At 27.7% G+C, this 12,757-nt stretch carries 11 protein-coding genes; all 11 read right to left on the reverse strand.

Annotation, left to right across the window (positions count from 1 at the left end):
• Window positions 1–4 precede the first annotated feature (4 nt).
• Window positions 5–874 carry a uroporphyrinogen decarboxylase family protein gene (locus GFJ41_RS09195; protein WP_170075174.1) on the reverse strand — a complete coding sequence of 290 codons (870 nt, stop codon included), beginning with the start codon at window positions 872–874 and terminating at the stop codon, window positions 5–7.
• Window positions 875–882: 8 nt separating this feature from the next.
• On the reverse strand, window positions 883–1,797 hold the full coding sequence (locus GFJ41_RS09200; RefSeq protein ID WP_170075175.1) for a CobW family GTP-binding protein: 915 nt from the start codon (window positions 1,795–1,797) through the stop codon (window positions 883–885).
• An 11-nt stretch (window positions 1,798–1,808) separates the two neighbouring features.
• Window positions 1,809–3,605 (reverse strand): ASKHA domain-containing protein, encoded by a 1,797-nt coding sequence (locus GFJ41_RS09205; protein WP_170075176.1) that lies wholly within the window; start codon window positions 3,603–3,605, stop codon window positions 1,809–1,811.
• Between the two features lie 11 nt (window positions 3,606–3,616).
• Window positions 3,617–4,636 carry a methylcobamide:CoM methyltransferase MtbA gene (locus GFJ41_RS09210; RefSeq protein ID WP_148550048.1) on the reverse strand — a complete coding sequence of 340 codons (1,020 nt, stop codon included), beginning with the start codon at window positions 4,634–4,636 and terminating at the stop codon, window positions 3,617–3,619.
• A complete protein-coding gene (locus GFJ41_RS09215) occupies window positions 4,637–5,314 on the reverse strand; it encodes a corrinoid protein (RefSeq protein ID WP_053831487.1) in 678 nt (225 codons plus the stop codon).
• A gap of 13 nt (window positions 5,315–5,327) precedes the next feature.
• The gene (locus tag GFJ41_RS09220) at window positions 5,328–6,401 is read right to left on the reverse strand and encodes a uroporphyrinogen decarboxylase family protein (RefSeq protein ID WP_170075177.1); all 1,074 of its coding nucleotides are present in this window, start codon (window positions 6,399–6,401) and stop codon (window positions 5,328–5,330) included.
• Window positions 6,402–6,555: 154 nt separating this feature from the next.
• Entirely contained in the window at window positions 6,556–7,098 is a 543-nt protein-coding gene (locus tag GFJ41_RS09225) for a hypothetical protein (protein ID WP_035117579.1), read from the reverse strand.
• A gap of 106 nt (window positions 7,099–7,204) precedes the next feature.
• Window positions 7,205–7,828, reverse strand: coding sequence for a hypothetical protein (locus tag GFJ41_RS09230; RefSeq protein ID WP_170075178.1), 624 nt, complete (start codon window positions 7,826–7,828; stop codon window positions 7,205–7,207).
• 166 nt (window positions 7,829–7,994) lie between these two features.
• Window positions 7,995–9,680 carry a bile acid germinant receptor pseudoprotease CspC gene (gene cspC / locus GFJ41_RS09235; RefSeq protein ID WP_170075179.1) on the reverse strand — a complete coding sequence of 562 codons (1,686 nt, stop codon included), beginning with the start codon at window positions 9,678–9,680 and terminating at the stop codon, window positions 7,995–7,997.
• A gap of 15 nt (window positions 9,681–9,695) precedes the next feature.
• Complete coding sequence (locus GFJ41_RS09240) at window positions 9,696–12,044, reverse strand: S8 family peptidase (RefSeq protein ID WP_170075180.1); 2,349 nt, start codon at window positions 12,042–12,044, stop codon at window positions 9,696–9,698.
• A 202-nt stretch (window positions 12,045–12,246) separates the two neighbouring features.
• Complete coding sequence (locus tag GFJ41_RS09245) at window positions 12,247–12,615, reverse strand: VOC family protein (RefSeq protein ID WP_021433496.1); 369 nt, start codon at window positions 12,613–12,615, stop codon at window positions 12,247–12,249.
• Window positions 12,616–12,757 lie beyond the last annotated feature (142 nt).

Consider the following 12,757-nt stretch of genomic DNA (forward strand, 5'->3'; position numbering starts at 1 on the left):
TTTTTTAATTAATCTCTACTATATAAATTTGTGAATTTTTCAAATTATATTGAGTCCTTTTCATGCAATTGTTACCTATAATCTTGACTTTTTTACTTTCTATCATATTACAGATAGCTTCTCCATAGGTTAAACCACTTTCATATTCAACTTTTGTAAATTTGCATTTATTTAAATTAAAAAGTGCCGAAGATGTCTTCCCACATATATGTATTACACCTTCTCCAACGCATTCTGAGGCTCTCTTTAATATGTTTATAGTTGTTTCACTAACTACTTCTTCATATACTTTTGGGCCAACAATATTTAGATCTCCTACTGGGTCACTATAAGATATTATCTTAGCTCCTTTTTCATATCCTTTAACTATATAATTAACTATATTATCCTCAATAGTATTCATTAACTTATCTATACAATCAAGGTTCTTTCTAACCCCTTTATAAAAATACTTTAAGTCTACAAGTAAAGATATAATTGTCATAGGTCCGCAAACATTCAAAGTTACTATTTCATTTTTTGAACTTAGTATACTTATTGATTCTAATACTTCTTTTATCCTTCCGTTGTCAAAATCTATATTATCTAATTTAGATAATTCTTCTAAACTAGAAAATGTATAATCTCTTGACCTCGGACAGTTTTTTTCATCTCCTAAGTTTATACTTGCCCCAAAAGCTTCAGCCTCTACTGTAGTACAAAATGGCAACTTGCAAATACTATCTTTTCTATAATCTTTTAAACTTTTAGATATGTATGCTATATCATTGGCATTTTTATGTAAATTAGGAAAACTTAAATTAGAACCCTGTATTATCTCTAGTGGTATATTTTCATTATCTATCTGATCACATTTAAACTCTAATTTTTCCATATTTCCCCCTATATAAAAGCCTTTTTTAATTCTTCAAACTTTAACTCTGTTCCTATTATACAAAGTTTAGGACAAATTTTTAAACAACTTTTTTTAATGTCATATTTTCCATTTACATAATTGAACTCCAATAGACTATTTCCACTATTTACAAAACCTTTGCATCTTATTATTTTACCTAAAGACTCTGTTTCTAAAATTCCAAAGATTTTTTCTATATCTTTTATAGAGTATGTTTTAATAGGCATTAAAGCTATAGATGAGATTTCTTTCATACTTTCACTTATATCTTTAATTTTTATTTTTTTTATATCTTCATCGCTAAAATGAGCTAACTCATTAATATTTTTAATTGATTCATAAAATTCTTCACTATTCCAATCTTCATAAATTATGTATGAGTTTTCATTTATATTTTTCAATGAATTAATTACACTATTTAAATTTTCATTATCTATAAGTTGAGATTTACTTATTATTATTGTCTTAGCATTTTTTATTTGATCTTCATAAAATTCACCAAAATTATCTATATAATCGAAATAATTAACTCCATCTACCACAGTAATTATAGAATTTAGCTTTAAATATTTTTTAAGCTTTTTATCATTAATCATTATTAATATTTCACTTAGCAAACCTACTCCAGTTGGCTCTATTATTATTCTATTCGGATTAAGTTTTTCTATAATTTCCTCTATAGTGTTTTTAAAGTTTAATTTTATACTACAGCATATACATCCATTTTGAAGTTCTATAACTTCTAGTCCATCTTTTTTTATAAGTTCTCCATCTATTCCTATTTGTCCAAATTCATTTTCTAAAACTACAACTTTTTCATTCTTATTATCATTTAACATTTTTTTTATAAGCGTAGTTTTTCCAGAACCTAAGAATCCAGAGACTATATCTATTTTTATCATTCAATCACCTTTTAAAATTTTAAGCAGTCTGTAAATAATCTTTCATATCCTTCTTTTGTGGATAGTTCAAAATAATTTATATCGCTTGCTATAAAATCCATATTTTTTCTAATATCCTTAGATAATAAACTCATAATAGCTCCTGTTTTTGAAGAATTACCTATGTATGTTATCCTATCTTTAAGCTCTTTTGGTATTATACCAACCCCCACTAAACTTTCTATACTTAGGTGTTTACCAAATTGCCCTGCTATTATTACTTCATCTAATTCATTTATTTCCATATTAACTTGATCTGCCAATGCGTATATACCTGATAAAATAGCCCCCTTAGCAAGTTGAACTTGTCTTATGTCTTCTTGAGTTATAGATATTTCCTTATCAAGTTTAGATATTATAAATCGTCTCTTTTTATTTTCATCTACTATGTAATCACTTAAGTGACTTATTTTTTCATTATCTTTCACAGCATCTTTTTTTGCTATACGTCCTGTTTTTCCTATAAGCTTCACTCTTGCTAATTCACTAATTGCATCAACAATTCCACTTCCACATATTCCTACAGGTTGCTGATTTCCTATAGTATTGATACTTATTTCATTTCCAATTTTAATATTTTCAATAGCTCCATCTCCAGCTCTCATTCCACAGCTAATATTCATACCCTCTAACGCAGGCCCAGCTGCACATGAACAAGATACCAACTCACCTTTTTTAGATAAAACCATTTCTCCATTTGTACCTATATCTATAAATAATACATTTTTATCTGTCTCTTTTAAGTTACTAACACAAACACCGGCTACAATATCAGCTCCTATATAACTAGATACGCCTGGAAGTAAATACACGCTTCCAAACTTAGATATTTCTATACCTAAGTCTTTAGCTCTAATATTTTTACTTTTCACAAACGTAGGTGAATATGGAGATTTCCCTATAGACATAGGGTTAATATTTAATAATACATGCATCATAGTTGTATTTGCAGCTATTGAAACTTCATATACATTAGATTCATTTATAGAATTTTTACTACATAGTTTTTTTATTAAATCATTTATACAATTTATAATTAATTTATGTAAAGTTTCTAATCCATTTTCTTTGTTCTTAATAAAATGAATACGAGATAAAACATCCAACCCATATTCTTTTTGTGGATTTATTTCACTTTCAGAACTTATTTCACATTTACTTTTAACATCAATTAATGAACAAACCACAGTTGTTGTTCCAATATCTATAGCAACTGAATACAGTTTATCTTGTGTATCATTTGCCTCTATTCCTATTAATTTTTCACCTATATACACTCCTGTACATTTTTCACATTCAAATATATTAGGAATATCTTTCAATAAGTAGTAATCATCTTTAAAATCACATTTAAAATGTTTTTCAAGTATTTCTTCATAAGGTATGTTATTATCTAGAGTAGGCTTTTCTATATAATATACTTCTTTTCTAAGTAGTGGTTTTTTTTCAAAGTTTGGCATGTAGCCATCTGATAATATCTTATGATTTGTATTTTTTTTATCTAAAAATTCTATGTGTATATCACCTTCAGGATAAACCAAACATCCTAACCTTACTTTATTATCAATTTCATCTCTAGATAAAAATTTGAATTCTTCATTAGTTAAAGGATTAATATTTCCACTTAAAACTTTAACTTTACACTTTCCACATAGTCCCTTTCCACCACAAGGACTTTCCATACCTAAGTTATTACTTTGTATTATATCTAAAAGATTTCTCCCGACTTCAAATTTATAACTTTTGTCCCCATCATATAAAAGACTCATAAAATCCCTCTTTATCTGCTATAATTTTTTGTACATTCTAATAGAACTTGTATATTATCTAATTTAGTTCTTACTCCTATTCCACAAGCTGGAGATATTATATCTACTCCATTTTTCAAACATGAATCGCACATAGTTTTTAAACTTTCTGTATCACTATTTTCAAGTGCAAAAGTACTTACATTTCCCATAATTGCTTTGTTGGATACATTTTCAATAACTTGTTTAACACTAGTTATTGAGTCAAAACTAATTGCATCACTATGTAATGAGTTTAATTCTTTATATATGCTTTTTAACCTTCCACATATATGTATTATAGTTCCCCCATTTGCATATTCTTTTAATTCATCTATTATTCTATTTAAATACGGAACTGCAAATTCATTAAAGTTTTTAGCCCCTAATATTTCTCCTGTACCACTAGGATCTGATATTGTTAAGATATCCGCACCTGCTTCAAGCTGAGCTTTCCCAAAAACTATAAGGTTATCAGTTACCAAGTTCATAAGTTCATGAATCATTTCAGGTTTTTTTCTTATTTCTTTAAAAAATATCATAGGTTCAAGTAGTGATGATGCCAAACTAACTGGTCCTGTTAAATTTGCAATTATTGGAACATCTTCATTTCTTTCTTTTAGAATCTTAATAGCATCTACGACTACTTTTGCTCTTCCTTCATTAACATTTATATTTGTTAATTTTTTGTATTCTTCACTAGACATAATCGGATATTCAGTTACTCTAGGTTCTGTATTTTTAGTTCCCATATACACAGTAGCTCCCATGCCTTCAGCTTCTACCGTCATACAAAATGGAACTCCAAAGTTTTCAAATGCTTTGTTTTTATACATACCTTGTGTTAAGTCAGCCATCATTTTTGGATTTAAATGAGCTTCTGGCCAAGTTACACCCTCTATATCCATAACATCTTCAATTATCATATTCATCATACCCCCAGGACATATGCATGGTGGTCTATCTACATTTTCTTTTTTTAAAACTTTAAACAGTCGCTCTTTTGGGTTCATTTATACCACCTCTTTAACTGTGGCTCTTTTTTTATCTACTAAATCTTTTGCAAGTTTTACCGCTTTAGAAGCTTCATGAGCATATCCATCTGCTCCAATTTGCTCTGCAAAACTTTGTGATATAGGCCCTCCACCTACCATGACAATTACATCATCACGCATATTTTCTTCTTTTAATAAGTCTATTACTACCTGCATGTTATCCATTGTAGTTGTCATAAGAGTAGACATTCCTACCACATCAGCATTAATTTCTTTTGCCTTGTTTACAAAATCTATTGGTGGAACATCTCTTCCTAAATCAAAAACTTCAAATCCTGAAGTTTCTAACATTATTTTAAATAAGTTCTTTCCTATATCATGAGTATCACCTTCAACAACACCTACTACAGCTCTATAATGCTCTCCTGTTTGATGTTTTTGTAAACGTGGTTTTAATATATTAATACCTTCATACATTGCATCTGAACATAAAAGTAATTCAGGTATATAATACTCTTCTTCTTCATATAGTTTTCCAGCTTCCTCCATACCTGATGCTAATCCTTTAGATATACCTTCGTATGCATCAAAGTCATTTTCTATATATTCATTTGCTACATCTATAACTTCTTCATCTTCCATTTCAAGTACACATGAAGCTAATTTATTTAATAAAGATTCTTTTAAGTTTTCCATGTTTATATTCCCCCTATAAATTTTTTATGTTAATTGGGTATGCTCCAAATATTCTGGCAGCATCCATTAATGCTATAATTTTTTTAGGATCAGTTCCTATTGGGACATCGCAGCCTGTACTTAATATAAATCCACATTTACTATCGTGAGCTTTTTTTATACATTCTCTAGCTTCATTATATATATCCTCAATGCTACCTCTCATTATAGTTTCAACAGGGTCAACATTACCTATTAAGCAAACCTTATCCCCATAAGCCTCTTTTAATTCTCCAATATCATCTACATTATCTAAGCTTAAATTAGATATTCCGATATCAACCATATGTCCCCATACCTTTTTAGTTTTTCCACATATGTGTAAAGTTGTTCCACTTCCAGTTCTTTCAACAATTCTATTCATACATCTTTTTAAGTATGGTTTTGCAAATTCTACAAAGTTTTTCTCACTTATCATAGTACATGATGCATTTGGCTCTGCTAAGCTTGGGGCAAGCCCAATGTCACATGCTGCATCTATATAGTTTATAACACTCTGAGTTGAAAGCTCTAATAATTCATGAGCCTGATCTTTATTTTTAGTTAAATCTCTTAAAAATTTATCTGTTCCTCTTAAAAAAGAAGCTGTAGTAAATGGTCCTCCAACAGAAGTTCCAACACCAACTACTGAATTCAGTTTATCTTGAGTTATTTTTAAAGCTTCTAAAAAATATCTTATTCTTCCATCTTTATAAGGATCTATAGGCTTTAATTTTCCTATTTCACTATAATCATTTATAGCAGACTTACTTATGTATGGTGTATTGTTTGTTGGGAATGTAACTTCACTACCCATAGCTTCTGGAATCCCTTGTAATCCTGGTCCAAATCCTACACTATCTGGTCTAAATAGTTCATAGCTTCCTACTGCTACATCTACAAGCGCATCTACTGAGTGATTATATTCATATATTGTATGCCCAAATATAGATGATACACTTTCACCTAAAAAAGGTGAACATAAAATTCTATCCATTGGCTCTCCCTTGGAGAAAGCTTCCATTCTTTCTTTTGGCGTCATTTGATCTTTATTAATTTTATATTCCATAGCTATACCTCTTTATCTATTAAATATTACATATTCATATTACAATATATGTTAATTTTCTACAAATTGATAATATCGATAATTAAAAACTAATATATCGATATTATCAATATCAAAAAAAATATCTAACTTAAAAAGTTAGATATTCCTTTATCTATTTAACACCATAAAATCTTTCGAGATAACTCATCATTTCATCTGCTATGTTTAAATAGTAATATATACTTACCAAATACTCAGAGAAAAACAAGTCTGTAGCTTCTCCATGGGCTAATCTCTCTACTAAAAGTGATTGCTGTTGCAATGACGAATCTAATATAAATGCAACTATTTCAATTTGATTAGCCACAAATAAATCAGATGGTGAATCTTTATATACAACTTTAAATCTAGCTAATAGGTTTAAAATTGTCTTTAGCTCTGATGAATATGATGTGATTTGTTTTTGTATAGTGTCTGATTTTTGCTTAGCTGTTTCTGCATTAATACTTATCGTATTCATGTTATTTCTTATTCTTTTTATTTCATTAAAATATTTTATTAATTCTTCTTTACCTTTTAACTCCTTGCTTATTTGAGGTGGAGCTGAAGAAATTTTATAGCTTTTATCAACTCCATATATTGTTGAAGATGTTATTGTTAGTAACATAATGGTAGCAATAAAAATTGATATAAATCTAGATGCATTGTTCTTCATCGTGGTCCTCCTAAAATTTTTCTTATATATTATTTATTTTCCTCATAAAAAATATATATATTCTAAAAAATAAAAAATACTAAGCTCAAATTTGAGCATAGTATTTTTAATTATTAATATAATTAAAATCTACAATCATATTTATTTTTACACCTTTTGATTCTAAAAATATATTTTTTAATATAACTCCCTTAAAATTATTTTTATCAATTACAACATTTCCTTTTTCAAATTTAACATTTATATTGCTATCTTTAGAAAACCAATCTTTTATGAAACTTTTCAATGCTATGTCAACTATCCAATCATATAACTTTAAATCTAATAATTTAACTTCTTTAATATTCAAAATCAAACTATTATTTTGATCTACAATTGGCAAAAACTTAACTTCAATTGGAGTTGTTATACTTTTATTTACTTTGTAATCAACTTTTGCAATTATTTCTTGGTTCTCTATATGTATATTTACATTACTTATTTTTTCATTTTTTGTCTCTTTTAAAAAGTAATTTATTCCATTTAAAATAGATTTTTCAGGAACTAAAAATTCACCTTTTACACCGACTGGATTGTCTATCAACTCTGCATTTGTTGCTTTAACTCCAGCTATATCTCTAAAAAAAGTCAAATTTTTTCCTTCTGCATTTTTAACTTTATCTTCACTATTTTCTATTTTTTTAACTTGTTGGTTGCTCTGTGTATCTAATTTTTTTATAGAAAATAGCATGAAGACAAATAGTGTCAAAAAAATTATCACTCCTAAAAAAATTTTTCGCTTTTTATTTCGCATCCTCTTAGCTCTCCCTTTGATATTGTCTTCTTTTTATATATAATACCCTTATCTAAAAAAAATAAAGTGTTTGAATATTAATTTTAATATTCAAACACTTTTATTATCTTAAATTGTCTGCTATATTTTCCATAGTTTTTTTAAAGTTTAAGACTCCATACCCCAAGTTAACATTTGGATAACTATATATGTCTTGCCTATCTGCCCCTATCATTAAATATGTTTTTATTACTTCTGTAAATAATAAGTTTCTTCCAAGTTCACTTTGAGAGCTTATATATTCCATTAAAACAGATGCAATCCCACTCACAATAGAGCTACTTATCCCAGTCCCCGTTCCGTTTGCATATTTATTATTTTTATACGGTCCGATTATATCTACACCAGGCGCTACTATATCTGGTTTTAAAGGGTTTTGATTCAATGTTCCTCTTGAAGATTGAATCCATATACTATCAGTATTATTGTTAAATGCTCCAATTGATAATACATTTTCAGTTGATGCAAACCATGTTGTTGTAGAAAATGAATTTGAATTTATAAACCTTGTGTCTTTATCTAATAAATTTTTATTTGGTAAAAATACATCAAATTCTCCAGATATTAAAAATTCCGGTTTTAACCTTAAAGTCCAAATACCGGGTTTTATATCCTTTAAATTTATTACAACTTCTTCTGTTCCTGATTTAAGCCAAGGATATAAAAACTTCATCTCATAATTAGTTTTTTCTATATTAAATCGTCCTTTATATATAAACCTATCTGGTGAATATTTTATATCATAACTTAATTCTCCTGATGGAGATATTAAAGACGCACTTATTTTATCCGGCCCAACACAGGATGTTATTATATCTAAGTTTTTCTGTTCTCCAACTTGAATTAATATATCTACAACTTCATTAACACTGTTTATATTTCCCCTATAGTGAGTGTCTGTATTTCCTTCATTTCCTAATCCGCATACAATAATCACTCCAGGTATAGTTAAGCTATCAAAAGATTCTAAGAGTGTAGTTTCAACAACTCCTTCACTTTTACTTGCTACGGTTAAGTTTATAACCATATTTTTTTGATGTTTTTTTAAACTATCCGTAACATATTTAATTCCTGCTAAAAAATCACTAAGCGCATAACTTATCCTACCCTCTTTATATACACCTACTTCTTCTCTTAGTTTAACTACTATTAAATCACTATCTATTGCAATTCCTTTGTAAGCTGAGTTTTCATTTCCTAATCCAACCGCTATCCCAGCTGCTAGTGTTCCTGTACCAATTTTATCTTCAGTTAAGCTAGAATCTTTTTTAGCGATATATTCATTTATCTGTTCTCTTGTAATCTCGCTTCCAAAATTTATCCCTTCAGGCGAATTTCCTTTATTAGAACTTTGATCCCAAATAGATATTATTTTTGAAGTTCCATCTTTTTTTATAAAATCAGGGTGCATATAATCTATTCCCGAATCTATAATTGCAATAATAGTATCTTTTCCTGTTGGATTTATATATGGATTTTTATCAATATAATCAGTACCCGAAATAGCTCTCGCTGATTTCCCGTTTTTACTATCTAAGTTTATTTCTATAAGTGAACTCATATGAGTGGATACTCCCCAATCATATATACATCCAATTTTTTGAAAAATCTCTTCATCAAAATTTTTATCAACATATATAGCAACAGCTTTTTTATTTAAAATAATATAATTATTTAGATTATTTTGGCTTAACTGATTTTTCAGCTCTTCTTCATTTCCATTATATATAGCAATGTATGATAAATCCAAATAATCACCCCTTAACTATTTAATTTGATCAAAAGTATTTTTTATATCTAAGACTCCATATCCATAACTTACATCTGGATATCTTATTTTACTATCTCTCTTAGCTCCCGCTCTTAAGTATGTTTTTATTTTTTGTACTACAGCTTTGTCTTTATAATTTTCTTTGAAAAGTACATATTCCATTATTAGAGCAATACATCCAACTGTATATGATGATGCGACTCCACTTCCAGTTACTAATGCATATTTATCATTTTCATATGGCGCTATTATATTTACCCCTGGAGCTACTAAGTCTGGATTTTCAATTTTTCCTATGGTTCCTATTACTGGTCCTCTTGATGATTCTGTCCATATTCCCGAATTTAAACTATTATAAGTTCCTACACAAACAGAGTCCTTATATACAGATGGATATGTTAATGTGTAATTTGGATTTCCATCTCTAAATTTGGTTCCAGGTTTTAGCAATAAATAATTAGGTAAATAAACATGATAATTGCCACTTGTTATAGATTCTCCTATCAATCTTATCTTCCAAATTCCCTTACTTACACCTTCTAGATTTATTAATGTTATTTGCTGGCCTGAGTAATACAATGGATACGTTGACCATATAGAATAATATGTATTTTCTAGGTCAAATAAGCCTTCTAGTACATTTAAATTTGATACCCTTGCTGTCTTACTTTCTTCACCTGACGGGGATATAATTAATACAGTTAGTTTATCTGGCTTATCTACCCATATATCAATAGCTATTTCTTCTTCGTCTTCCGCTACCTCAACTTCTATATCTTTAACTTCTCCAGTAAAGTTTATTTTTCCCATTGTATGAGTTCTTCCACTTCCTTCATTTCCTGCTCCCGCAACTTCACATACTCTATATTCATAAAATAAATCATTATCCATAAATCCAATTCCTGGAGAAAGCAAATTATTACTTCCTAAAGTTATATTCTGAACTATTGGCATATCTAATTTTTTTGCTTTTTTATAACTGTAGTCTATCCCACTTAAAAAAGTTCCATTATTATAAAACCCATCTATTTTTTTTAATTTAACAACTATTAAATCAGACCCTTCTGCAACTCCAGCATAAGCTTTATTAGAATTTCCTAGTCCAGCACATATTCCCCCTAAGGCAGTTCCTATTCCTTCTTCATCAGTAGATAAATTAGGATTTTTTTCAGCTATTGCTTTATTTATTTCCTCTCTAGTGTATTCTGTCCCTATACTAAATCCTTCTGGAGGCTTTCCGTCTTTTGTTTGGTCCCATAGATATAAAATTTTAGAAGTGCCGTCAGGATATATAAAGTCTGGATGTAAATAGTTTATTCCTGAGTTTACAATGCCTATCGCTACACCTTTTCCATCGATATTTATATTTGGATTTGTCTTAAAATAGTTAGCACCTATTTCCTCGTTTGCAGTATATCCATTTTCTATTCCTTGAGATATATTAGTTAGTTGAACCATTTTTACATATTTTTGCATTTTATATATAAATCTAAAGGAATATAATTTCCCTATCTCACTAAATCTATCTTTTTGCACAAATAGAATTCCCATTCCATCTGATAATTTGTAAAATTTAAATATATTTTCTAATGTTTTTAACTGTTCTTCATACTTTGGATAATAATATATAACAAATACTGGTTCAAATTTATTTGAATCTATATATGCCTTTGGAAAATCTCTATCTTCTACATTATTTTCTATTTTTTCATTTGATCTAAATAAAGTTTCCATACATTTACTTTTATTATACTCCTTAAGTTTTAAGTTCCAAGTTCCATTTTTTATAAAGTTTTCTGATTTTAAAGTTATATTTATTTCATTTTTTTCTTTTGCGCATACCTTTAATTTATTATTTTTAATTTGAAATTTCTTTTCTTTGGAATTTATATCTATATCTTGGAATTTTAAATTTGAAGGGTCTATAATATTTAACTTTAAACTTTGATTATTTGCTAAAAATAATTTTATTTTTATTGATTTTTGATATTTATCTATATTTAATTTTAATTCTTTGCTTTTCTCTAATCTAATATATAATTTACTTTCATAACACTTTTTAATCTCTACAAATGTATCTATATTTAAATTTTTAGTAGTTACTAAAGTACTATCTATAAAGCTTTCAATATTACTTTTTTCAAATTTTTTTACATTATCTTCAATATTTAACGATATAGAAATACTATTTAAGTTTTGGTCAAAACTATTGGATTCATTATATGTTATTTTAGTATCAGGGTATTTTGACCTTAAGGAATCTAGAATATAGCTGTTTAATTCTTGATTATCTAGAATTTTAAATGCTAGATAGTCCTTTATTATATCTATAGAATTATCCATTTTTTCATAAATTGATAATATTGACTTCCCATATTGGACTGTAATTGGATATTTTATAAATTTCACCTCCCAATTAATCATTCTAATAAAATATATATGTGCTTATTTTTAATGAATGATAGTTTTATATCTATTTTAAAATAAAAAACCAGCTAAATATACTTATAAGCACCTTTAGCTGGTTTTTTCATCGACTTTATGACTATTTTGAAGGTAAAATTTCTATCCAATAATTATCTGGATCTGCTATAAAATATATACCCATATCCTTGTTTTCAAAACAAATGCATCCCATTTCTTTATGTAAATTATAAGCTGCATCAAAATCATCAACTCTTAATGCTAGATGGAACTCATTATCTCCTAAATTATATGCTCTATCCCATTCTTTAAGCCATGTTAGTTCTAACGTATGTGTAGTTTCTCCATCTCCTAAATAAGATAGTATAAAACTTCCATCTTTTGCTTCATGTCTTTTTACTTCTTTAAGCCCAAGTGCCTTTTCATAAAACTCTAAACTTTTTTCTAAATTTAATACGTTTATATTATTGTGACAAAATCTAAATTTCATATATAATCCTCCCTATATAAATTAATAATTGCTTATTTAATTATACTAATATTAATTTATATTATAATCAAGTACTTACTAAAAAGTTAGTATTATGTTAAATTGTTTTATAGGTTAAAATATATTAAAGATCCAATAAAGG

This window comes from Paraclostridium dentum (genome assembly GCF_012922555.1).
Classification (GTDB): Bacteria; Bacillota; Clostridia; order Peptostreptococcales; family Peptostreptococcaceae; genus Paraclostridium; species Paraclostridium dentum.